Here is a 21,507-nt window from a genome sequence, read left to right as displayed (position 1 = left end):
TGCCCGACAATGGGCACCATGACCCCCTCGGACACGCCCGTCCCCGCACAGGTGCCGCTGCCCACGGAACTCAGCGGCGCGGCATACGCAACAACAGCTGCCGACGCGATCCGCATCGTCGCCGACACCCAGCGCGACGCCATCGCGGCCGCCGCCGGTCTGATCGCGGACTGCATCGCGAACGACGGTGTCCTGCAAACGTTCGGGACGGGCCACTCCGAGGCGTTCGCCATGGAGATCGCCGGGCGCGCGGGCGGCTACATCCCGACAAACCGGCTCGCGCTGCGTGACGCCGTCGCAGCCGCCAGGGAAGCCCGACCGGCAGGCGACGACGAGCCGACCGGTGAGCTCGAGCGCGACCCGGAGTTCGCGAGCCACATCTACGGTCTCGTGCCCGAGGTGCAGCCGCAGGACCTCTTCCTCATCGCGAGCAACTCCGGCGGCAACGGCAGCATCGTCGAGTTCGCCAAGCTCGTGAAGGCCAAGGGGCACAACCTGATTGCCGTCACCTCACTCGCGCACACGAGCCGCATCGACTCGCGCCACCCCAGCGGCGACAAGCTGCTCGACGTTGCCGACATCGTCCTCGACAACGGCGCCCCCTACGGCGACGCGATCCTCCCGCTCCCCGGCGGAGGCGCCGCGTGCGGGCTGTCGTCGATCACCGCGGCCCTCCTCGCGCAGATGATGGTCGCCGAGTCGCTCGTGCGGCTGGTCGCCGACGGCGAGACACCGCCGGTCTACCTCTCCGCGAACATCCCCGAGGGCGACGAGCACAACCACGCCCTCGAGGACCGGTATGCCGGCCGCTTGCGTCGCGGGCTGTGAGGTCACCGTGCGCGGCGGGTCGCCGCGAGACCGGTCACGACGCGGCTGGTCAGCGCGCGAGCGGACCCGGCGCGAGCGGGGCATGACGTGAGCGACCTCGTCCTCGGCATGGACGTCGGCGGGACGAGCAGCCGCGCCGTCATCGCCGACCTCGACGGTCGCATCCTCGGCCGCGGGACCGCGGGTGGCGGCAACCCCACGTCGCGCGGTGTCGGGCCGGCCATGACCGCCATCGGCGCAGCGATCGAGGCAGCGCTGGCTGGTGGCGCCGAGGGTCCGATCGACCGAGCGCGTCTGCGTGCCAACGTCATCGGCGCAGCCGGCTTCGGAGCGACCGATGCGTACGCCGCCCTCGCCACGATGTGGCACGAGCTCGGCGTGCCGGGCGAACCGGTCCTCGTCGGAGACGTCGAAGTGGCCTTCGCCTCCGGCAGCGACGCCCTCGACGGGTCCATCCTCATCGCCGGAACCGGAGGAGTCGCCGCCGCGATCATCGGCGGGACGCTGGGGCCGATGGCGGACGGGCTCGGCTGGATGCTCGGCGACCACGGCTCCGGGTACTGGTTGGGACGAGAAGCGATCCGCCGCACCCTGCAGCCCGGGCGCGACCCCGCCGACCCGCTGGGCGACCTCGTCTCCCAGCGGCTCACCGGAACCTCCCTCACCGGTGAGTGGGTCGTCGACCGTCTGGCGATCCTCACCGCGGCCTACGCCCTCGAGCCTGTCCGCCTGTCCGAGATCGCCGCCGACGTCGTCGCCGCGGACGAGGCGGGGTCGCGGCAGGCCGGTGAGATCCTCGCGTCGGCGGCGGACGAGCTCGTGACGACGCTCGCCGGCATCCATCGACCTGACGACGGCCCGGTCGTGGTCCTCGGCGGCGGGCTGCTTAGCTCCACCCGACTCGGCGAGCTGGTCGCCGACCACATCCTCGCCCGCTGGCCGAGGACAACCTTGCGCCACACCGGGTCCGGGGCCGGGGGAGCGGCGTGGCTGGCCGCGCGCAACCTCGGCATCGACCTCCCGGCGAGCGTGCACGCCGCCCTCACCCGGTCCTGAGCGAGCAGCGCTCAGTCGGCAGCGGCCCAGAACGCCACGAGCTCCGCATCGAGCGGGGCCGCCACCTGCATCGGCAGGGAGTGGGTCGTGTCCGGCCAGACCTTGACCGTCGCGTTCGGCAGCAGCGACCGCGCTCGGGCGGCAGCCTCCTCACCGCCGGCGAGGGACTTGTCCGACGCGATCGCCACATACACGGGGAAGGTCCACCCGCGCAGCGCCTCGTCGGTCGCGACCTTCGGGGTCGGCAGGGCAGCCCTGAAGTTGCGCGAACCGAGGTTGATCATCTCGGACATGGGCGTGCGCCGGCGGACCTCCTCCACCGTCGTGCCTCCGATCTCTGCGAGTGCGCGGTCCTTCCATGACTGCGGGGCTGGCACCGAGAGCAGGGCCGCCCAGAGCATCGTCGACACCGGCATCGACTCGAACGTCATCACCGGCTCGAGCAGGGTCAGGCTCGCGATGCGTCCGGGCCGCGTCGTGGCCAGCGCGGCGGCACTCGCGCCGCCGAAGGAGTGCCCGACGACGTGCGCCTTCTCGACCTTCAACGCGGCCAGCGCCTCGTCAACCCACTGGGCGATGTCGGCGAAGGAGCTCAGCGGCGTCGACTGCACCGACAGACCGGCGTCGCCGATGGCATCCATGGCATAGACCGGTCGCTCGGCGATGATCCCGGGCAGGTTCGCGGCCCACATCGGCGACCCCGAGCTGCGTCCCGGCAGGAGGACCACGGGAGTCCGGCCGGCCACCTGCGGCCGGGTCCACTCATACACGCGTGCAATCCCGAACGTCGTGGGGACCTCGCGCACGCTCGTGGGCTTCGGGAGGTCCTGCCATGTCCTGTCGTATGCCGTGACGTAGGCGTCGCGGCCGCTCGCCGAGACCCATCGTCCGACCGTGGCGTCGTCGCGTGCCATGCCCACCACCTTGTCGAGGACCAGGACGACGAAGAGGGCGATGGCCAGCCTGCGCAGCCAGCGGCGCCCGCGGGATGGCTGGATGTCCCTGCGTGACGAGGCGACCGCGGCCATGACGTCCTCCGATACGATCGTATTGCCGGAACGATACGAACGTATTGCCGTCTTGGTAGGGTTGTCAAATGACGACCTCCGGCCGGATCGAGCGGGACTCGCGCACGGCGATCCTGCACGGACTCTTCGCGCTCATCGCCGAGCGCGGCATGGATGCGGTGAGCTTCCGCAACGTCGCCGGCCGGGCGGGCGTGTCCGTGGGGAGGATCCAGCACCACTTCGGGAGCCGCGACGCCCTCCTGCGTGCCGGGTGCCGGGCGATGTGCGACGCGGCGAGGGAGGCCTACGAGGCGACCGCCGCCGCCGAGCCCGGGGCGCGCCTCGTCGAGGTCGTCGCCCACCCCTTGTCCAGTGCGGCCGAGAGGGCGCCCGGGTTGCGTGTCTGGTACGCCTACGTCGCCGAGTGCACCCGCGACCCCGACATCGCCACCCTGCTCGCCGACGCCAAACGGGGTCAGGAGGACGAGGCGGCCCGACTCCTCGCCCAGCTGGGCGATGACGCCCCCCGGAGCACGGCCCGCGAGCTCATCGGGCTGAGTGACGGCCTCGTCATCCGCGTGCTCATCGGCGACCTCGACGAGTCCGAGGCCATGGACCTCCTGCGCACCCACCTGCCCTGACCGGGGTCGCCGCGCCATCGCCCGCAGGGACGGTGCGCCCTAGGCTGCGCCGATGGAGGAGTCGATGGAGCAGTCGACTGACGAGTCACCGGCGAGGCCGCGGTCGCCGATCGTGAACGTCCTCGTGCGGGTCTTCGTCGACGACCTCGACGCCGCCCTGCCGCTCTACGAGTCGCTCGCCGGCACGGAGGCGGAACGATTCACCTTCCGCGGCGTGCAGCTCGCCCGCGTGGGCCCGTTCCTCCTCCTGGCCGGTGACACCGCGGCATACCGGGACCGCTCGGCCACCATCGAGGTGCGGGACCTGGATGAGGTCCTGCGTGCGCTCGCGGAGGCCGGGGGTGAGGTCGTCGAGGGTCCGACCCCGGGGCCCAAGGGAGCGCGCCTCATCGCGAGGCACCCCGACGGGGCCGTCTTCGAGTACATCGAGATCGCGTGAGGCAGGGATGCAGTGATGCTATGATGCGGTGATGCGCACGACATTGGATCTCGACGACCGGGTTCTCGCGGCGGCTCGATCGATCGCGCGTGCCCAGCGGACGTCGTTGGGGAAGGCGGTCTCCGAGCTGGCGCTGAAGGGGCTGGGCACCGGTGGTGCGGGGGCAGGCACGTCACAGGTGTTCGTCGACGTCGAGTACTCGCCGTTCCCCGTGATCGTGGCCCCACCCGACCACGTGGTGACTGACGAGCTCGTCGCTGCGCACCGCGATGACTGAGAGCACGCCTCCCACTCTCCTGTTCGACGTGAACGTCCTCGTGGCGCTCGCGCTCACCAACCACGTCCATCACCGAGGGGCTCATCGAGCACTGGCTTCGACCAACTCGTGGGCCACCACTCCCGTGACCGAGGCCGGCTTCTTCCGCCTCATGACGAACCCCGCGGTGACCGGCATGCCGCTCACCGGCCGTCAGGCCGCCGACACCCTTGCCGGCATGCGAGCCCTCCCGACCTGGCGGTTCCTGCCGGACCCGTCGAGTCTTGCCGCCCCGGTCATCGACACCACCGTCCTGGTGGGACATCAGCAGGTGACGGACTTCCACCTCGTCAACCTCGCGGCCTTCCACGGTGCCATCCTGGGAACCTTCGACGCGGCACTCGTGACCGCCCTCGCGCCCGCGGATCGCCGTCACGCCGTGGTGCTCGCGAGTTAGCCCGACCGCGAGGCGCACCGGCTTCACCATCAGCCACCGACCGCAGACAGCCGTATGCCGGCCGCGCGAGGCGCGCGGCCGGCATACGACATGAGCGTGCGGACGAAGGTCAGGCCCTCAGGTCACGCTCCCACTGGCGCGGACCCGCGAGACGCGACACGAATGCCGTCGCGTCCTTGGCCGAACCGACCGGCAGCACGGCCGAGTCACCCTCGAGCTTGCCGTCCAGCCCGGCCGCCGCGACGAGCGCGTCGGTCGAACCGGCGAGCCCGATGACCTTGTAGTGCGTGAACGCGTCGGCGACGAAGTCGCGCGCTGCCGGCTCGTTGGCGAGCGGCGTGCCGTCCGACCCGGCCACGATCGCGACCGCGTCGTAGAGCACCGACGGCGCTCCCGCGATGGCCTGGTCCGCCTCGAGCAGCGTGCCGTCGGACAGCGTCGCGCCACCGACGGCGACGGCGATGACCTCGACCATGCCACCGGCCTTCGCGACGCCCTGCTGCAGCCGCTTGACCGCCGACGCGTCGGCACCGTCACCGACGAGCAGGCCGAGCTTGCGGCCCTCGAACGTCTCGAGCGCGTTGGCGAGGATCGACAGCGCCGGGCTCGGCTCGAGGTCGTCGCGCGCCGGCACAGTCGTCTCGGAGGCCGCGGGAAGCGGCATACCGAGACCATCCGCGACCTGCGTCGCCAGCGACTCGTCGACGTTGCGCAGGTTCGCGACCATCCGCTCGCGGATCGCCGGGACCTCACACTTGCCGAGCTCGAAGACGTAGGCCGCGACGATGTGGTCCTGCTCGACCGGCGTCTGGCTCAGCCAGAACTGCCGCGCCTGGCTGTAGTGGTCCGCGAACGACTCCGCCCGGATCCGGCGCGTCTCGCCGGTCACCTCGCCGGGGAACGGCACGTGCCCCGCGGGGCCCGCCTCGCGCGGCCCGCGGTCGTCACCGGAGAAGGAGTTCGGCTCGTATGCCGTCCGCCCGCTCTGCGGGGCCATCTGCATGTGGCCGTCGCGCTGGAAGTGGGCGACCGGACAACGCGGGGCGTTGACCGGGATCTGGCTGAAGTTCGTGCTGCCGAGCCGCTTGAGCTGGGTGTCGAGGTAGGAGAAGTTCCGCCCCTGCAGCAGCGGGTCGTTGCTGAAGTCGATGCCCGGCGGGACGTTCTGCGTCATGAACGCGACCTGCTCGATCTCCGCGAAGACGTTGTCGACGACGCGGTTGAGGGTCATCTTGCCGATGGGCCGGACGGGCAGGACCTCCTCGGGGATGATCTTCGTCGCGTCGAGGACGTCGAAGTCGAACGAGTCGGCGAACGCGTCGTCGAAGACCTGCACGCCCAGCTCCCACTCCGGGAAGTCGCCGGCGGTGATGGCGTCGAAGAGGTCGCGGCGGTGGAAGTCCGGGTCGGCGCCGTTGATCTTCACGGCCTCGTTCCACACGACCGACTGCATGCCGAGCAGCGGCCGCCAGTGGAACTTCACGAACGTGCTCTCACCGGCCTCGTTGACGAACCGGAAGGTGTGCACGCCGAAGCCCTGCATCATCCGGAACGAGCGCGGGATGGCGCGGTCGGACATCTGCCACAGCGTCATGTGGGTCGACTCGGGCATGAGCGAGGCGAAGTCCCAGAAGGTGTCGTGGGCCGACTGCGCCTGCGGGAAGCCGCGGTCCGGCTCCTCCTTGACCGAGTGCACGAGGTCGGGGAACTTCACCGCGTCCTGGATGAAGAAGACGGGGATGTTGTTGCCGACGAGGTCCCAGTTGCCCTCGTCGGTGTAGAACTTCGTCGCGAACCCGCGCACGTCGCGGGCGAGGTCGAAGGAGCCGAGGTTGCCCGCGACGGTGGAGAACCGGACGAACGTCTCGGTCTGCTTGCCCGCCTCCGCGAAGATGCTCGCCCGGGTGATGTCGGAGAGCGACTCGTAGTTCTCGAAGACGCCATGCGCGCCATAGCCGCGGGCGTGGACGACGCGCTCCGGGATGCGCTCGTGGTCGAAGTGGAAGATCTTCTCGCGGAACGCGAAGTCGGACATGAGCGTCGGGCCGCGGTCGCCCGCGCGCAGCGAGTTCTGGTCGTCCTGGACCGGGGTGCCGTGGGCCGTCGTCATGGGCGGGCTGTCGCCGCCGGCGAGCTGGTGCAGCTCACCGCCGTTGCCGACCTCCTGCGGGGACGCGGTCTGCGTCGGGCTCGCGGGCTCGGTGCCCTTGGTCTTCGTGGTGGTCGTCTCCTTGGTGGACTTGCCAGGAGTGGTGCCGGGCTGGGGCACCGCGGCGGTGGTGGCCTTGCCGGCTCCCGTGGACGTGGCGGACTTCTTGGCTGGGGTCTTCTTCGTCGTTGCCATGTCGTGGCACTACCCCGGGTCGGGCGCGACAAAACAAGCGCCATCGCCCGTACGTCCGCCCGCGGCATACGTGCAGGTGAGCCCGCGGCATACCTGCAGGTCAGGGCGACGCGCCGCCCGCCAAGAGGCGGAATCGGCCCGAGACGGCTAGTTTGCACGGATGGATTCGCTCACCCCGCCCGAGGTCGGCGCCCTGTCCGCGGCGTCAGGACCGCCCCGCCTGGCCGGGTTCGACTCGCTCTTCGAGTCCGCGGTCCAGCAGGTCGAGCTGCGTGAGTCCGGTATCCGCATGCAGCTCTCGGGGGACGCCGGGCTCACGGACCACGTCCGCGGCCTCACCGACAGCGAATCGCAGGTCAGCGACGTCTTCTCCTTCGCCGTCTCGGGCACCGACGACAACCTCACCCTCGACATCGACGTCCCGCCGAACCGCTGGGACCTGCTCGCCGACCTCACCGCCCGCGCGCGCCGACTCACCGCCTGATCCTTCCGCGTGATCCTGCCGAAGGTGCGCGACCCGCGCCTCGTGACGGTCCGCCGGGGCGGCACCCTCACCGACGAGCACCACCGGCTGCTCGCCCTCTGGGCCGCGACGTGCGCCGAGCACGTCCTCCCGCTCTTCGAGTCGGCCCAGCCCGGCGACCCGCGTCCGCGTCATGCCGTGGACGCGGCCCGGGCTTGGACCCGCGGCGAGGTCGCGATGATGTCCAGCCGCGCCACCGGGGGTCACGCCATGGGTGCCGCGCGTCCCCTCGTCGGGGCGGCGCGGTTCGCTGCGTATGCCGCGGGCCAAGCCGCGTGCGTCCCGCACGTCGCGGAGCACGACCTGGGCGCGGCGGCATACGCGATCAAGGCGGCGCGCGAAGCGGCACCGGCAGCCGAGCGGCATACGGTCGCTCGCGCCGAGCGGGACTGGCAGCGCGAGCAGCTGCCCGACGAGGTACGCGAGCTCGTGCTCGAGGACCAGAGCCGACGCGACGACCTCTGCTGGGGCGTCTTCGGCGACTGAGGCACGCGGCGTGCGGCGCCCCGGTCGACTCAGGTCACTTCAGGTCGAGGGAGCGGCCGATGATCTCGCGCATGATCTCGCTCGTGCCGCCGTAGATCCGCGAGATCCGGGCGTCGGCCCACGCGCGGGCGACGGGGTACTCCTGCATGTATCCGTAGCCGCCGTGAAGCTGGACGCAGGCGTCGAGGGTGCGGCCGAGCAGCTCGGTCGTCCAGAGCTTCGCCTTCGCGGCGTCGACGGCGCTGAGGCGTTCGGCGTTGAGCTCGAGGACGGCCTTGTCGACGTAGGTCTGGGTGATCTCGACCTCGGTCACGAGGTCGGCGAGCCGGTGCCGGGTCGCCTGGAACGAGCCGATGCTGCGCCCGAACGCCTTGCGGTCCTTGACGTACTCCTGGGTCCAGTCCAGCGCTGCCTGGGCCATGGCGATGGCGCCCACGGCGATGGACAGTCGCTCCTGCGGCAGGTTCGCGGTGAGCCCGAAGAAGCCGAGGTTCTCCTGTCCCAGAAGGTTCTTCGCCGGCACGCGCGCGTCGTCGAAGGACAGCTCGGCGGTGTCCTGGGCGTGCATGCCGATCTTGTCGAGGTTGCGGCCGCGGGTGAACCCCTCGGTGTCGCCCTCGATGACGAGCAGGCTCAGCCCGCGGTGCGGGTCGTCGCCGGTGCGGACGACGGTGATGACGAGGTCGGCGTTGATGCCGTTGGTGATGAAGACCTTGGAGCCGTTGACGACGTAGTCGTCGCCGTCGCGGACCGCACGCGTCCGGATGCCGGAGAGGTCGGACCCGGCGCCCGGCTCGGTCATGGCGATGGCGACGACCTTCTCACCACTCGCGACGCCGGGCAGCCAGCGCTCCTTCTGCTCGTCGGTGGTGAAGTCGAGCAGGTAGGGCATGCACACGTCGGCGACGAGGCCGGGTCCGCCCATGGCCGGCCCGACGCCCGCGCGCGCCGACTCCTCGGCGAGGACCGTGTTGTAGCGGAAGTCCTTGACCCCGGCGCCGCCGTACTCCTCCGGAACCGCCATGAACACGCCGAGCTCGGCGCTCTTGGTGAAGAGCTCGCGCGGCACGATCCCGTCCTTGTCCCACTTCTCGTAGTGCGGGCTCACCTCCTTGGCGATGAACGTGCGCACGCTCTCGCGGAAGGCGTCGTGGTCGGAGTCGAAGAGGTCGCGGTCCATGAAGGCTCCTTCGCCGGGTGGTTTACCGCAGGTCACCTGTGACGCTATCGCCGCGGCGGTGGTCGAGGCGGGGGACTGTGACCGATTCGCTCGGGGTTCGTGCCGGTATGCCGTCCGCGCGCCATCGTCGATTCGTCACCGATGCCTCGGCTCGTGGGACGTCCGGCGAATCGAGACCTCGGCGGCGAGCCGATGAGCGAACGCGACTGGACCCTTCGCTCACCAGAGCGTCGTCACGCCTTTCGCGTCGGCGAAGGCGGGGTCCCGGGTCACCAGGACGAGCGACTCGGCGAGGGCCTGGGCCGCCAGCATCCGGTCGAACGGGTCCCGGTGCGCCCACGCCAGCCCACCCGCCAGCAGGGCGTGACTGCTCGTCATCGCCAGTTCGCGGGCCTTCAGCCGGGTCACGTTGGCCGACCACGCACTGAGCACGGACTCCGCCTCGGGAAGCCTCCCCAGGCGATGCTTCGCGGCGACCTCCCACGCCGAGGCAGCCGACACCCACACCTCGGCTGTTCTCGCGGTGAGGTGCGCTCGGGCGCGTCGTCCGAGGCGCTCGGGCTCGGTCCACGCCCACAGGAGTGTGTGCGTGTCGAGGAGAAGCCTCACCCTTCGCCCTCCCACGCCTCCAGTTCGTCATCCGGCAGGTCGTCGAAGAACGATGACGGCAGCGACCACGACACGAACCCGAGCTCGCGCGGCCCGGACTCGACGGCGACCAACCTCGCCACGGGGGTGTTGCCGCGAGCGATGACGATCTCCTCACCGGCCTCGACCTCGCGGAGCAGGTCGGACAGGTGGGTCTTCGCCTCGAGGACCTTCACCGTCTTCATACCGTCAACGATAAGTTGGTCAACCAACTTGGTCAATGAAGTCCGTGGTGCCCTACGATCGGTGACGTGACCACACTCGTCCTCACCGTCATCGGCGACGACCGCGCCGGACTCGTCAAGGCCCTCGCCGACGTCATCGCCGAGGGCGGTGGCAACTGGGAGCGCAGCCACCTCAGCGAGCTGGCGGGCAAGTTCGCCGGGATCGTCGTCGTCACCGTCCCCGAGGTGCGCGTCGATGCGCTGCGTGAGGCGCTCGTGCCGCTCGACGGGCTGCTCGACGTCAGCGTCCACGAGTCGGGTGACGGTGCGGGGGGTGACGGTGCCTCGTCTGCTGTGACGGACGTGCCGGATACGACGCGGGTGCGGGTCGAGGTGCTGGGCAATGACCGCCCGGGCATCGTCGGTGCCGTGTCCGGCGTACTGGCGAAGCACGGCCTGAGCGTTGCCGAGCTCGAGAGCACGACGCGCGACGCCCCGATGGCCGGTGGCCGACTCTTCGACGCCACAGCGGTGGTGACCGTGCCGGCCGGAGCGGACGTCGAGGCGCTGCGTCGCGACCTCGAGCAGCTCGCGACGGAGGTCATGGTCGACCTCTCCCTCGGCCCGGCCGACTCCGACGCGGACGCGGGAGACGCCTGACTCCCGGCCCACCCATCCCGCCCGGCCCACCTGGCTCGTCCGGCCTGACGCGTTCCCTCCGCGCGTGCACAACTCACCAATTCCTCCCCTCCGCCACGGATCGCTCCGCCCGCGTGGGTGCGCAACTCACCCTTTCCCCCCTCCGGCACGGCCATCCTGGTGACAGGGGGCGCTCAGGTGCGCGGACGGCATACATCACGATTGACTTATATAAGTTGTGACGCAACAATGAACGAGTGCACGCACTCGACGTCCTCGGCGACCCGGTCCGCCGACGCATCCTCGAGCTGCTCGCCGACGGTGAACAGACGGCAGGGTCTGTCGCCGCGACCATCGGCGCAGAGTTCGGGATCAGCCAGCCGGCTGTCTCGCAACACCTGAAAGTGTTGCGGGACAACGGTTTTGCGACCGTTCGACCGGAGGGAACCCGTCGGGTGTATGCCGTGGACCCGCAAGGTCCGCAGGAGGCCACGCAGTGGCTCTCCGCGTTCGAGCGGTTCTGGATCCCGAAGCTCGCCGCGCTCGACACCGAGCTCGCGCGCGGGCGACGACAGCGCCGCACCTCCTCGACGAGCAACCGATCCACCCCACAGAAGGAGACCTGACATGGTCGACGTCCTCACCCAGCTCGGCTCCGTGACCCGCGAGCTGCGCACCGACGAGCGTGACGGCGCGACCGTCACCGTGCAGAGCCTCGAGCAGAGCTACCCCTCACCCATCGACGACGTCTGGGACGCCGTGACGACGCCCGAGCGCATCGCCCGCTGGTTCCTGCCGGTGAGTGGCGACTTCCGGGTCGGCGGGCGGTTCCAGTTCGAGGGCCAGGCCGGCGGAGAGGTGCTCGAGTGCAACCCACCTGCCGACGCCGCCACCGACACCGCGGACCTGCGCGTCACCTGGGAAATGGGTGGGGTGACCTGGCTGACCTTGCTGCTCACCGGCGAGGGGGAGCGCACCCGACTCCGGCTCGAGCACGTCGCGCGGACGAGTGAGATCCCTTCGGAGATGTGGGACACCTACGGTCCCGGGGCGACCGGCGTCGGCTGGGAGGGCGGCTTCCTCGGGCTGGCCCTGCACCTCGGGGCGACCGAGGGGTCCCTGGCTCCGAGCGAGGCCGAGGCGTGGGCCGGCACCGACGAGGGCCGGCAGTTCTATCGCGGCGCGGCTGACGCGTGGGCGTCCGCGCACGAGGCCGCCGGTGCCGACCCGGACACGGCGCGTCGTGCTGCCGACGCGACGTACGGGTTCTACACCGGGACGTGACCGTGGGCGACCTGCCGTGGCCCCCTGCCCGTGGCTCGGTGCCCGTGGCCGCGTCGACGGCTCGGGAGTAGCGTCGAGCTCATGGCACCCGTGACCTTCTCCGAGTCCGCCGACCTCGACCCGAGCGTCCCGCCGTCCGGGCCGGGATGCGTCGAGTGCACGGAGACCGACGGCTGGTGGGTGCACCTGCGTCGCTGCGCCGCCTGCGGGCACATCGGTTGCTGTGACACCTCGCCGAGCCAGCACGCCTCGGCGCACGCCCGCGACACCGGGCACCCGATCATCCGCAGTTACGAGCCGGGCGAGGTCTGGTTCTACAGCTTCGCCACCGAGGAGACCGGCCGCGGGCCGGAGCTGGCTCCGCCGCTGGCCCACCCCGAGGACCAGACCGCCCCCGGGCCCGCAGAGCGCGTCCCCGAGAACTGGCGCGACCTCATCCACACCTGACCGGACGGCATACCCGCAGCTCACGCAGCGTCAGGGCACGAGACCGCGATCGCGCGCGACGGCCGCGGCCTCGGTGCGCGACGACGCACCGAGCTTGGCCAGGATGCGCGAGACGTGCACGCTCGCGGTCTTCGTCGAGATGAAGAGCTCAGTCCCCACCTGGCCGTTCGAGAGGCCGCGAGCGACAAGCTCGAGGACCTCCTGCTCACGCGGGGTGAGGGCGTTCGGGTCGTCGGCCGTCGTGGTGCTCGACGTCGTCGCGAGGGTGTCGAGCTCGTGGAGCAAGGGAGTGGCGCCGAGGCGCTCGCCGACGCCGCGCGCCAGCTCCTCCTCTCGGCGCGCGCCCGCGATGTCACCGGAGGCACGCAGGACCGCGGCAAGCCGGGCCCGCGACCTCGCCGCCTCGAAGACGTGCCCGTAGCGGTCGAAGGCGGCCACCGAGTCCTGCCAGTGGGAGCGCAGGTCCTCGAGTGGCGGTGACGTGAATGACGGTGTGCGCCAACGAATCCTGAGCAGCTCAGCCCGCAGGCGCTGGTTCCACGCCCACGTCTCGGTGTTCGTGTCGGGCAGGTTCACCGCGCCGTCGTGAGCGCCCCGTTGCGGCTGGGCGATGATGACGTCGACACGCTCGGTCAGGGACTCCAGCAGCGCGTCGGCACGGCGCAGCGTCGGCCCGTCGAGGGTGGGCGCGTGCGTCGCCACCTGACCCGCGAGCAGGGCGGCGAGCCGCACGACGGCGTGGTAGCGACCCCACGTGCGGTCCAGCCGCGCGACCGAGTCCTGGGCGATGTCGAGGGCCCGGTCGAGTGCGCCGTGGTTGCCGAAGTGCTCGATGCTCGGCATCGCGAGCAGGACGACGGCGAGACCGTCGACGTGCCACCAGCTGCGCACGGCGTCGATCTCGTCGTCGCCGATGCCCTCCCCGCGGCCGGCGCGCACGAGCATGAGCGCCGCCTCGAAGAACGACCGACCCGGTTGGGGGAGCAGGGGGTCGGCGACGTCGAGCCGGTGCTCCGCACCGTCCCAGTCGCCGAGCTCGTATGCCGTGAGCCCGCCGATGAGGCGCGCCTCCATCCCGAAGGGTGCCCAGTCGAGCCGCAAGCGGTGCGCGAGAGCCGCACTCGCGTCATACGACTCGAGTGCCCGGCGCAGCTCGCCCCGCCGGTGATGCATCGTCGCGCCCTGGTGGTGGATGCGGACGAGCAGGGGGTCGGGTCGACCACCGAGGTCGCGCAGCAGCCCATCGAGGTGGACGGCGAGGGCGTCGAGGTCGTCGTGGATCTCGATGACGCGAGACTGGATCGTGCGGATCTCGGTGTGCGCGTCGGTCCGGCCGAGGGTGTCGGCCAGTGTCGACGCCTCCTCCCCGAGGGCGGCCGCGGCGGCGTAGTCCCGGGTGTCGACGAGCTGCTGCATGTGGGCCATGAGGACGACGAGACGCGTCTCGCGGTCATCGTCCGGTACGAGCCCGAGTGCCTCGGTGGTCATGGCCAGCCCGGCGTCCGCAGGAGGCATGTCGACGAGTCGCGCTCGGTTCGCGCAGGTGGCGAGGAGCCGGGCCCGCATGGCGGGCGCCTGGTCAGGGCCGGGATGGTCGAGCCGGTCCTGGAGCAGGTGCACCGCGCGCACGACGTCCCCGGCAGCCAGGGCCGCGTCGGAGGCCTCGAGGCTCACCTCATCGCGCTCCAGGGCGTCCTCGTTCAGCCAGCACAGGGCCTGCTCGAGCTGCGCGAGCGCGTCGACGGGACCGCCGACGGCGAGGTCTGCTCGCGCCGCGGTCCGCGCGGCCGCGACCGCGGTGGCGAGATCGCCGGCCGCGGCGGCATGTCGGGCGAGCTCGGATGCCGGCCCGAGCGAGGGATCGTCGGTGAGAGCGGCGGCATACGCACGGTGCAGGCGCATACGCTGTCCGGGGAGCAGGTCGGCGGTCGTCGTCTCGGCGAGCAGCGCGTGGCGGAAGGCGTAGGCGGGTGGCCAGCGGGTCTCGATGACGTGACGCTCGACCGCTTCGGCGACGGCGCGGTCGAGCTCGTCGTCGGTCAGGTCCACGAGCCGGGCGAGCAGGTCGTGGCTGGTCGTGCGACCTCCGACGGCCATGGTGCGCACGACGTGCTGGGCAACCTCGGAGAGCTGGTCCACGCGCGCCCACAGGACGCGGCTGAGACCTCCGGTGATCGGTTTGCCCGCGATGGTGCTGGCGGTCAGCTCCTCGGCGAAGAAGGGGTTGCCCTCGGCGCGGTGGGTGATCTCCGCGGCCGTGGCCTCGTCGAGGTCGGCGTTGAGGGTGGCGTCCGTCTGTGCGACGAGGTCGCGAATGGCGCTGTCCTGCAAGGGTTCCAGGCTGAGATGGGAGACCCCCGCGATCCGTGCCCAGACCGCGAGCGTCTCGTGCAGGGGGTGCTGGCGGTGCAGGTCGTCACTGCGGTAGGTCACGACGAGGGCGACCGGGCCGGAGAAACCCCGGGTGAGCAGGAGGGTCAGCAGGTCTCGAGAGGAGTGATCGGCCCAGTGCACGTCCTCGACGACGACGAGGAGCGGCCCCTGTTCACCGATGGCCGTGAGGAGGGCGTGGACGGCTTCGCCGACCTGTCCGGGCTGTGCCTGCTCGGTGGTGCCACCACGGCGGTCGGGCACCAGGGCCCTCAGTGCGGGCCGGGTCGTGGCGACGTCGGCCACGGTGTCGGGGGCGAGCTGGTGCAGGCGCCCGACGAGCTCGGTGAACGGCAGGAGGGCAACGCCGCTGCCGGACTGTCCGACGCAGTGTCCCCAGGCGACCTGCCAGCCGGCGGTCTCGGCGTCCGCCGACACCCGGGCGAGGAGGGCGGACTTGCCGATGCCGGCGTCTCCGGACACCACGACGCCGACCCCGCGTGGGTCGTCGAGCCCGATGAGCTCGGCGATCCGGGCGAGGTCGGCATCGCGTCCGACGAGCTCGCGCACCGGAGGAGTCATGCCTCGAAGTATCGACGACGAGGCGTCATCCGTGGGCACGGGAGTCGTTGCCGCCGTCGCGGCCGCTGCCGGCACGCGGTCAGCAGGCCTGGCGGGCGGCCTGCACGCGCGCCCGCACCCGGCGGATGACGTGCAGCGACGATCCGGGCCGCTCGTGCTGCGGCGCGGGGTAGAGGCCGTAGCGCGCGTGCATCTCGGCCTTGACGAGCTCCGGGGTGAACCAGTTGGTGTTCATGACGGTCCTTCCGTGGTGGCTGTGCTGACTCCTCCACGGTCGGCGCGTGAGGTGGCCGGCCACATCGGGCAGGTGCCGTATTTCGCGCGTGGCCGGCTACCTCAGTCAGGGCGCCCGCCTACCTCAGGCGGTCCGAAAGGTGCCGGGAACCGGCAATCAGTCCGACTGATTGCCGAAACCGGCAGGTGCGGTGCCGGGAACCAGCAATCAGTCGTTGGTCAGGCGGCCACCGTGAGGGTGAGGGCGGAGTGGTCGGTGAGGTCGTCGAGGCGCGGCTCGTGGACGAGGTCGCACGCCGTCACGGTCAGGTCCTTCGTCACGAACGCGTGGTCGTAGCGGCACCCGACGCCGGTGTGGTCGACCCACGACACCTGCGCGTCGTCGTGATGCACCCGGAACGCGTCGACGAGACCGTGCCGCTCGGACAGCGCCGCATACGCCTGGGTCTCCTCCGGGAGGACGAACTTCAGCTCGTCGTCGTGCACCGGGTCGACGAGGTTGAGGTCGCCGATGACGACCCCACGCGGTCCTCGACCGACCCACTCGCCCAAGGCGTCGTCGTATGCCGCGAGCCACTGCCGCTTGCGCTCGCGTTGCGCCTTGCTCGAGTAGCGCACGGGGTCGCTCGCCGCGCCATAGGCCGCGAGCAACCGCAGCTCGACACCTGAAGTCTTCGTGTGCGAATTCGGTTGCCAGACGAGGGAGTCCACGCGACCGGGCAGCACGGCCGGCGACTCGACGGGCGCCTCGGCCAGCGACCCGGCCCGAGACACCGTCAGCACACCCAGGTCTGAACGGTCGGTGACGTGCACGTCGAAGCCGGCGGCACGGCATACCGACACCAGCAACGACGACCCGGCGCCGGTGCCCACCTCGGTGAGCACCCACACGTCCTCGTCGCGCGGCCACAGCCAGTGCAGCAGGGCCTCTGCCCGCGCCTTGGGCGGGTTGGACACGTTGAGGGTGAGCAGGGTCGCCACCCGGCCATCGTGTCAGCCATCCGACGTCGCCGAGCCCAGCGCGACAGGTCAGAAGACCGGGCGACCGCCCGTCACACCAATCACCGTGCCGGAGACATAGCTCGCCTCGTCGCTCGCGAGGAACACGTAGGCCGCGGCCACCTCGACCGGGTGCCCGGCGCGGCCCAGCGGGGTGTCCTCGCCGAAGCCGGGCACCTTGTCCGCGGCCATGGTCGACGGGATGAGCGGCGTCCAGATCGGGCCCGGCGCGACGGCATTCACCCGGATGCCGCGCTCCCCGAGCTCTCCGGCGAGGTTGACGACCATGTTGTTCAGCGCGGCCTTCGTCGCGGCGTAGTCGAGCAGGTGACCGGACGGCTCGTACGCCTGGATGGACGTCGTCACGATGACCGAGCCGTTGCTCTTCTCGAGCTCGCCCACGAGCGCCTGCACGAGCCAGAACGTCGCGAAGACGTTCGTCGCGAAGGTCTGCTCAACCTGCTCCGGCGGGAAGCTCTCGATGTCGTCGAACGTCATCTGGTATGCCGCATTGCTGACGAGGACGTCCAGCCCGCCGAGCGCGTCGGTCGCCTTGGTGGCGAGGTTCTGGCACGCCGCAGCGGTGGTGATGTCGGCCGCGAAGGCGTGGGCGGTGGCGCCGGCCTCCTCGACGAGCCGGACCGTCTCGTCGGCGTCCTCCTGCTCCTGCGGCAGGTGCGCGATGGCGACGGCGGAGGCGCCCTCCTTGGCCATGGTCACGGCGACGGCGCGGCCGATGCCGGAGTCGCCGCCGGTGATGAGGACGCGCTTGCCCTCGAGCCGGCCGCGACCGGTCCACGAGCTCTCGCCATGGTCGGGTCGTGGCTGGAGCTGGTCGACGCTGCCGGGCCACTGCTGGTGCTGTTCGGGGAGATCGGTGAGCTGCTCACGGGTCATGCCGTGCTCCTACCCGAGGCTGGCTGCGACAATGCGTGCCATGCCCGACTACGGTCACGAGCTCGAGTTCGGGATCTTCCCGAGCCCGGACTCCGCCCGCCACCGCGACCTGATCGAGCTGGCGCAGCTCGCGGACGTCGTCGGCCTCGACCACGTGAGCATCCAGGACCACCCGTACCAGGCGGCCCACCTCGACACGTGGACGCTGCTGTCGTTCATCGGGGCGCGCACCACCCGGATCCGGCTCTCCACCAACGTGGCGAACCTGCCGCTGCGCCCGCCGGTCGGCCTCGCCAAGGCGACCGCGACGCTCGACGTGCTCACGAACGGCCGGGTTGAGCTCGGCCTCGGCGCCGGCGCGTTCTGGGACGCCATCGAGGCGGCCGGCGGACCGCGACGCACGCCCAAGGAGTCCGTCGACGCGCTCGTCGAGGCGATGACGGTCATCCGGCAGTTCTGGTCGGGGCAGAGCAGCCGCTTCGACGGCGAGCACTACCGCACGCACGGCCTGCGGCCGGGCCCACGGCCGGCCCACGACATCCCGATCTGGCTCGGCGCCTACAAGCCGCGCATGCTGCGGATCACCGGTGAACTCGCCGACGGATGGGTGCCGAGCATGGGGTATGCCGACCCGCCCGCCCTGCCGGAGCTGAGCGCCCGCGTCGACGAGGCCGCCCGCGCGGCGGGCCGCGCACCCGAGGACGTCCGCCGGATCTACAACATTGTCGGCCGCTTCGGCACCGGGTCGGGCCTGTTCCAAGGCACGCCGCGCGACTGGGCCGAGCAGGTCACCGACCTCGCCGTCACGGTGGGCATGAGCACCTTCATCCTCGGCGCCGACGACCCCACGGTCGTCCGCACGTGGGCGGAGGAGGTCGCGCCGCTCGCCCGGGAGCTCGTCGAGGAGGAGCGTGCGGCCGGTCCGCGCCCGAGTGAGCAGCGGGCCGAGGTCGGTGTCAGTTCCAGCGTCGCCAGCGACTCGACCGACAGCACTGCGACACAACAGGGTTCACGCTTCACCGCGGAGCAGCTGGCGGTCCCGCAGCACCTCGTCGGCATCCATGACGGGCTGCGGGCCGAGCTCGCGCAGGTCCGCGACATCGTCCGCCAGGTGCAGGAGGGCCACGCCTCCGTCGGCGCAGCCCGCTCCGTCATCAACACGATGACGATGCGCCAGAACAACTGGACCCTCGGTGCCTACTGTGAGTCCTACTGCCGCATCGTCACCGGCCATCACACCCTCGAGGACCGCAGCATCTTCCCGCACCTGCTGCGCTCCGACGCGGACCTCGAGCCAGTCATCACCCGCCTGCACGAGGAGCACGAGGTGGTCGCCGAGCTCCTCGAGGGCCTCGACCGGGCGCTGGTCGCGCTGGTCGGCGAACCCGGCTACGGTGCCGACGGCCAGAAGGCTCTCGCCCATCTCGGCGAAGCCGTCGACGCCCTCGCCAACACCCTGCTCGCGCACCTCGCCTACGAGGAGGAGGCGCTGCACGACCCCCTGGCCGAGCACGGCTTCGGCTGAACCGGAGGCCGTCGGCGCTCAGGTTCGTGGCCCGCGTCAGAACCGCCGTCGTGCGGTGCCGCCGGGACCCACGGGCTAGCGTCGGAGACGTGACCACCGAACCAGCACCGGTCGACGGCATCCCCCTCGACGCCGTCGCCTTCTATCGCGAGCTCGAGTCGTCGAACACGCGCGAGTGGTGGGCGGCCAACCGCGACCGGTATGCCGCGAGCGTGCGTGAGCCGATGAGTCACCTCACCGACGTGCTCGCCGACGAGTTCGGCGAGGCGACGGTCTTCCGCCCGAACCGGGACGTGCGGTTCAGCAAGGACAAGTCGCCGTACAAGACCCACCAGGGTGCCTTCGTGGGGCAGCACAAGCGGCTCGGCTGGTACGTCCAGGTCGGGGCCGAGGGGCTCCTCACCGCGGGCGGCTTCTATGCCTCGGAGTCCGATCAGGTGGCCCGCTACCGAGCCGCCGTCGACGACGACGCCACCGGCGAGCAGCTCACGGAGATCGTGGATGCGTTGCTGGACAACGGTTGCGACATCGGCGGCGACCTCCTCGCGACGCGGCCACGCGGCATACCCCGAGACCACCCGCGACTCGAGCTGCTGCGGCACCGCACGCTCACCGCGCGGCGCGACCACGGCATACCGGACTGGCTCGAGTCCGACGAGGCCGCCGATCGCGTCCGCGAGGACTGGCGGGCCCTGCGCCCGCTCGTGCACTGGTGCGACGAGCATGTGGGTGCGACCGAGAAGCCGCGCCGCTGACGCGCGGCCGGGTCACCGGCGCGCGGTGAGCTCCTTCTCGATCGAGCGGGCGAAGCCGGCGCCCATCGCGGCGAGGACGCCCTGCATCGTCGTCTGGATGGCCGGCTTCGCCAGCTTCGGGAAGGGCAGGTCGACCGACACGGTGAGGTCGATGCTGAGGTCGGTCGCGGGTGAGCTGGCGGTGCCGGACTCGCGCAGGTCGTAGCGGCCGTCGGTGCCGGCGCGCTCCTCGCCCTGCGGGGCGTGCGCGAAGGTGATCGAGGACTTCGGGTCGTAGGTCATGCGTTCGGTGAAGTCGAGCGCGAACGACTGTCCGAGAACGGGAATCGACACGAGCTGCCAGTGCCACAGGTCGTCGGTCGCCGTGATGGACCGGACCATCGGCGTGAGCCGGGCGACGGCGGCGGGGTCGGTGAGGATCTCCCACACACGGTCGCGGGGGTGCTGCACCGTCGCGTCGGAGCGCTTGGTCGCGCGGAAGGTCGTCATCGCCCCAGTGTCGCAAGCGCGGTGGTGCGCCGCGGCATACGGTGGAGGGAACCGACGTGAGGAGCTGGCCGTGGTCCACATCATCGAGGAGTTCGACGTCCGGTGCCCGCGGGAGCTGGCCGTGCCCTACCTTGCCGACTTCGAGAACGCCGTCGAGTGGGATCCGGGCACGGTGGAGTGCACGCGGATCGGTGTGCCTGGCGCTCCTGTCGAGGTGGGCAGCCGCTGGCACAACGTGAGCAAGGTCCTCGGCCGGACCACCGAGCTCACGTACGAACTCGTGTCGCTGCGCGACGACGGCGTCGTCTTCGAGGGCAGCAACTCGACCGCTCACACGCGTGACGACATCGGGCTCGAGGTCGTGGACAACGCACGCACCCGGGTCCGCTACGAGGCGACCATCACCTTCACGGGAATGGCGCGGTTCGCCGACCCGCTCATGTCGCTCGTCTTCCGCAAGGTCGCACGCGACACGGTGCGCGACCTCACGGCCGCGCTGGAACGCCTACCGCGCCCCTGACGGAATCTCCCAGCGGGCCCGGACCGCGTCCACGTGAGCCTGCATCGGCGCGGCCATCTCGGTGACGGCCGGCTCGGCGAGCCACTGCAGCTGCAGCCCGTCCATGACGGCGACGGTGGCCTGAGCGATGAGGTCGGCGGGCGCGTCGGGGTGACACGTGCCGTCCTCCTTCGCCTGAGCGAGCGCTCTCGCGATGACCCTGCGGGCGGCGTCGTGGTGGGAGCGCAACCACGCATGCCCGGGATGACCGTCGTCGACGGCTTCGCCCGCCATCGCCGTGAACAGCCGCACGAACACCTCGCGTGACTCGTTGTGCTTCGCCAGCCGGACGAGGGCGTCGAACCACTCCCACCCGCGCAGGCTGTCATCCCACAGTCCCGCGGTGTCCTCGATGTCGCGTCGCTCGAGCACCCCCGCGAGCAGCTCCTCCTTCGTCGGGAAGTGGTGCAGCAGGCCGGTCTGGCTCAGCCCGGCCGCCTTGGCGACGGCGACCATCGTCGTCCCGTGGTAGCCCGACTCGGCGAACTGCTCCGCCGCTGCGGCGAGGATGCGCTCTCGCGTCTGCGCCGGGTCCCCACCACGCGGCCGGCCGCGACCGCGGGCGGGGGTCGTCGGGGGTGTCGGCGTCGTGGGCATCGCGATGACTGTATGCCGTCCCGTCGCCGGTGTGACCGCGGTGCCGCGCGCCTCGCTCACCGTGGGTTCGGCGGAGGTGCCCGTTCTGGTGGTCACGTCAA

General features: G+C 71.2%; 26 protein-coding genes. 15 read left to right on the top strand and 11 right to left on the bottom strand.

Annotated elements, in window-relative coordinates:
- The first annotated feature begins 18 nt into the window (after positions 1 to 18).
- Together BCF74_RS11095 and BCF74_RS11090 are read left to right on the top strand one after the other, a co-directional pair.
- Positions 19 to 828, top strand: a complete 810-nt coding sequence (locus tag BCF74_RS11095; protein WP_106298035.1) for a sugar isomerase domain-containing protein — start codon at positions 19 to 21, stop codon at positions 826 to 828.
- Between the two features lie 87 nt (positions 829 to 915).
- On the top strand, positions 916 to 1,884 hold the full coding sequence (locus BCF74_RS11090; protein WP_106298020.1) for an N-acetylglucosamine kinase: 969 nt from the start codon (positions 916 to 918) through the stop codon (positions 1,882 to 1,884).
- Between the two features lie 11 nt (positions 1,885 to 1,895).
- Here the strand turns inward: BCF74_RS11090 and BCF74_RS11085 are convergent, their stop codons facing one another.
- Entirely contained in the window at positions 1,896 to 2,912 is a 1,017-nt protein-coding gene (locus BCF74_RS11085) for an alpha/beta fold hydrolase (RefSeq protein ID WP_106298019.1), read from the bottom strand.
- Between the two features lie 68 nt (positions 2,913 to 2,980).
- On the opposite strand from BCF74_RS11085, the gene BCF74_RS11080 reads away from it, so the two are divergent.
- Genes BCF74_RS11080 through BCF74_RS11065 form a run of 4 tightly spaced genes read left to right on the top strand, consistent with a single transcriptional unit; the run spans position 2,981 to position 4,684 of the window.
- Complete coding sequence (locus tag BCF74_RS11080) at positions 2,981 to 3,532, top strand: TetR/AcrR family transcriptional regulator (RefSeq protein ID WP_106298018.1); 552 nt, start codon at positions 2,981 to 2,983, stop codon at positions 3,530 to 3,532.
- A 52-nt stretch (positions 3,533 to 3,584) separates the two neighbouring features.
- Positions 3,585 to 3,971, top strand: coding sequence for a VOC family protein (locus BCF74_RS11075; protein ID WP_218279253.1), 387 nt, complete (start codon positions 3,585 to 3,587; stop codon positions 3,969 to 3,971).
- Positions 3,972 to 4,002: 31 nt separating this feature from the next.
- Positions 4,003 to 4,248, top strand: coding sequence for a DUF2191 domain-containing protein (locus BCF74_RS11070; protein WP_106298017.1), 246 nt, complete (start codon positions 4,003 to 4,005; stop codon positions 4,246 to 4,248).
- A complete protein-coding gene (locus tag BCF74_RS11065; RefSeq protein ID WP_106298016.1) occupies positions 4,241 to 4,684 on the top strand; it encodes a TA system VapC family ribonuclease toxin in 444 nt (147 codons plus the stop codon). The genes BCF74_RS11070 and BCF74_RS11065 overlap by 8 nt, the downstream gene beginning before the upstream one ends.
- Positions 4,685 to 4,793: 109 nt before the next feature.
- Here the strand turns inward: BCF74_RS11065 and BCF74_RS11060 are convergent, their stop codons facing one another.
- A complete protein-coding gene (locus tag BCF74_RS11060) occupies positions 4,794 to 7,028 on the bottom strand; it encodes a catalase (protein WP_218279251.1) in 2,235 nt (744 codons plus the stop codon).
- 160 nt (positions 7,029 to 7,188) lie between these two features.
- Here BCF74_RS11060 and BCF74_RS11050 point away from each other — a divergent pair, with 160 nt between their 5' ends.
- On the top strand, positions 7,189 to 7,512 hold the full coding sequence (locus tag BCF74_RS11050; protein WP_106298014.1) for a hypothetical protein: 324 nt from the start codon (positions 7,189 to 7,191) through the stop codon (positions 7,510 to 7,512).
- A gap of 9 nt (positions 7,513 to 7,521) precedes the next feature.
- On the top strand, positions 7,522 to 8,037 hold the full coding sequence (locus BCF74_RS11045) for a putative immunity protein (protein WP_106298013.1): 516 nt from the start codon (positions 7,522 to 7,524) through the stop codon (positions 8,035 to 8,037).
- Positions 8,038 to 8,071: 34 nt separating this feature from the next.
- On the opposite strand, the gene BCF74_RS11040 is transcribed toward BCF74_RS11045, so the two are convergent.
- The 3 genes from BCF74_RS11040 to BCF74_RS11030 all read right to left on the bottom strand — a co-directional run bounded on the left by BCF74_RS11040 (position 8,072) and on the right by BCF74_RS11030 (position 10,050).
- Positions 8,072 to 9,217, bottom strand: coding sequence for an acyl-CoA dehydrogenase family protein (locus BCF74_RS11040; RefSeq protein ID WP_106298012.1), 1,146 nt, complete (start codon positions 9,215 to 9,217; stop codon positions 8,072 to 8,074).
- A 219-nt stretch (positions 9,218 to 9,436) separates the two neighbouring features.
- A complete protein-coding gene (locus tag BCF74_RS11035; RefSeq protein WP_245889307.1) occupies positions 9,437 to 9,826 on the bottom strand; it encodes a type II toxin-antitoxin system VapC family toxin in 390 nt (129 codons plus the stop codon).
- Positions 9,823 to 10,050, bottom strand: coding sequence for a type II toxin-antitoxin system Phd/YefM family antitoxin (locus tag BCF74_RS11030; protein ID WP_106298010.1), 228 nt, complete (start codon positions 10,048 to 10,050; stop codon positions 9,823 to 9,825). The genes BCF74_RS11035 and BCF74_RS11030 overlap by 4 nt, the downstream gene beginning before the upstream one ends.
- 66 nt (positions 10,051 to 10,116) lie before the next feature.
- Here BCF74_RS11030 and BCF74_RS11025 point away from each other — a divergent pair, with 66 nt between their 5' ends.
- The 4 genes from BCF74_RS11025 to BCF74_RS11010 all read left to right on the top strand — a co-directional run bounded on the left by BCF74_RS11025 (position 10,117) and on the right by BCF74_RS11010 (position 12,399).
- The gene (locus BCF74_RS11025; protein ID WP_106298009.1) at positions 10,117 to 10,689 is read left to right on the top strand and encodes a glycine cleavage system transcriptional repressor; all 573 of its coding nucleotides are present in this window, start codon (positions 10,117 to 10,119) and stop codon (positions 10,687 to 10,689) included.
- 236 nt (positions 10,690 to 10,925) lie between these two features.
- On the top strand, positions 10,926 to 11,294 hold the full coding sequence (locus BCF74_RS11020) for an ArsR/SmtB family transcription factor (protein WP_106298008.1): 369 nt from the start codon (positions 10,926 to 10,928) through the stop codon (positions 11,292 to 11,294).
- A 1-nt stretch (position 11,295) separates the two neighbouring features.
- The gene (locus BCF74_RS11015) at positions 11,296 to 11,952 is read left to right on the top strand and encodes an SRPBCC domain-containing protein (protein WP_106298007.1); all 657 of its coding nucleotides are present in this window, start codon (positions 11,296 to 11,298) and stop codon (positions 11,950 to 11,952) included.
- A gap of 81 nt (positions 11,953 to 12,033) precedes the next feature.
- Positions 12,034 to 12,399, top strand: a complete 366-nt coding sequence (locus tag BCF74_RS11010) for a UBP-type zinc finger domain-containing protein (RefSeq protein WP_106298006.1) — start codon at positions 12,034 to 12,036, stop codon at positions 12,397 to 12,399.
- A gap of 30 nt (positions 12,400 to 12,429) precedes the next feature.
- Here the strand turns inward: BCF74_RS11010 and BCF74_RS11005 are convergent, their stop codons facing one another.
- The 4 genes from BCF74_RS11005 to BCF74_RS10995 all read right to left on the bottom strand — a co-directional run bounded on the left by BCF74_RS11005 (position 12,430) and on the right by BCF74_RS10995 (position 17,481).
- A complete protein-coding gene (locus BCF74_RS11005; protein WP_106298005.1) occupies positions 12,430 to 15,351 on the bottom strand; it encodes a helix-turn-helix transcriptional regulator in 2,922 nt (973 codons plus the stop codon).
- Positions 15,352 to 15,430: 79 nt separating this feature from the next.
- A complete protein-coding gene (locus BCF74_RS17360; protein WP_170070222.1) occupies positions 15,431 to 15,586 on the bottom strand; it encodes a hypothetical protein in 156 nt (51 codons plus the stop codon).
- A gap of 218 nt (positions 15,587 to 15,804) precedes the next feature.
- Positions 15,805 to 16,566 carry an exonuclease/endonuclease/phosphatase family protein gene (locus BCF74_RS11000; RefSeq protein ID WP_106298004.1) on the bottom strand — a complete coding sequence of 254 codons (762 nt, stop codon included), beginning with the start codon at positions 16,564 to 16,566 and terminating at the stop codon, positions 15,805 to 15,807.
- A gap of 48 nt (positions 16,567 to 16,614) precedes the next feature.
- On the bottom strand, positions 16,615 to 17,481 hold the full coding sequence (locus tag BCF74_RS10995) for an SDR family oxidoreductase (RefSeq protein WP_106298003.1): 867 nt from the start codon (positions 17,479 to 17,481) through the stop codon (positions 16,615 to 16,617).
- A 40-nt stretch (positions 17,482 to 17,521) separates the two neighbouring features.
- Between BCF74_RS10995 and BCF74_RS10990 the strand changes: the two genes are divergently transcribed.
- Positions 17,522 to 19,006 (top strand): LLM class flavin-dependent oxidoreductase, encoded by a 1,485-nt coding sequence (locus tag BCF74_RS10990; protein WP_106298032.1) that lies wholly within the window; start codon positions 17,522 to 17,524, stop codon positions 19,004 to 19,006.
- Between the two features lie 89 nt (positions 19,007 to 19,095).
- The gene (locus BCF74_RS10985) at positions 19,096 to 19,761 is read left to right on the top strand and encodes a DUF2461 domain-containing protein (RefSeq protein ID WP_106298002.1); all 666 of its coding nucleotides are present in this window, start codon (positions 19,096 to 19,098) and stop codon (positions 19,759 to 19,761) included.
- Between the two features lie 12 nt (positions 19,762 to 19,773).
- Here the strand turns inward: BCF74_RS10985 and BCF74_RS10980 are convergent, their stop codons facing one another.
- Positions 19,774 to 20,250: an SRPBCC family protein gene (locus tag BCF74_RS10980; RefSeq protein ID WP_106298001.1), complete on the bottom strand. Its 477-nt coding sequence runs from the start codon at positions 20,248 to 20,250 to the stop codon at positions 19,774 to 19,776.
- Between the two features lie 70 nt (positions 20,251 to 20,320).
- Between BCF74_RS10980 and BCF74_RS10975 the strand changes: the two genes are divergently transcribed.
- Positions 20,321 to 20,770, top strand: coding sequence for an SRPBCC family protein (locus BCF74_RS10975; RefSeq protein WP_106298000.1), 450 nt, complete (start codon positions 20,321 to 20,323; stop codon positions 20,768 to 20,770).
- Here BCF74_RS10975 and BCF74_RS10970 read toward each other — a convergent pair.
- Complete coding sequence (locus tag BCF74_RS10970; RefSeq protein WP_106297999.1) at positions 20,756 to 21,502, bottom strand: TetR/AcrR family transcriptional regulator; 747 nt, start codon at positions 21,500 to 21,502, stop codon at positions 20,756 to 20,758. The genes BCF74_RS10975 and BCF74_RS10970 overlap by 15 nt on opposite strands.
- Positions 21,503 to 21,507: the final 5 nt, after the last annotated feature.

This window comes from Knoellia remsis (assembly GCF_003002895.1).
Lineage (GTDB): Bacteria > Actinomycetota > Actinomycetes > Actinomycetales > Dermatophilaceae > Knoellia > Knoellia remsis.
This window is presented reverse-complemented; position numbering and strand designations above follow the sequence as displayed.